At 65.4% G+C, this 353-nt stretch carries 1 protein-coding gene; it reads left to right on the top strand.

Annotated features, from left to right (window positions below; all coding sequences use genetic code 11):
- A partial coding sequence (locus ACG2LG_RS24340) for a hypothetical protein (RefSeq protein ID WP_396263514.1) occupies positions 1-353 on the top strand: 353 nt, incomplete at both ends.

The raw sequence follows: 353 nt of genomic DNA, 5'->3' as shown, positions 1-353 counted from the left end.
GACACGATCGGGCGGCTGGAAACGGTCACCCTCACCCGGGAAGGCGGAGGTTTCACGCCGCACGTGGTCCAACTCCACTACAACGGAGCGAGCGATGAGATCAGCGGGGTGAGCGCGGATGGCTTCTCGGCCAGCTACGGACGACATGCAGGGAACCGGAGCATCACCGGCATCACCCGCGGGCCGGTGATTCAGACTTGGGGACGCGGTCCGACTGGCCGGATTACCTCGGCAAACAGCAACGTCACCGGCACCCCTGATTTCGGCTACGCGAGCTTCGACACGAAGGGCAGGCGCAAGACGGTCGTGACCAATCGGGGCACCTGGACCTACAGCTATCGCGGGGGCGACGG

It is taken from the genome of Haloferula sp. A504, from assembly GCF_044385805.1.
Classification (GTDB): domain Bacteria; phylum Verrucomicrobiota; class Verrucomicrobiia; order Verrucomicrobiales; family Akkermansiaceae; genus Haloferula.
Note: the sequence above shows the minus strand (reverse complement) of the source record. Positions and strands in the feature narration are given on the sequence as shown.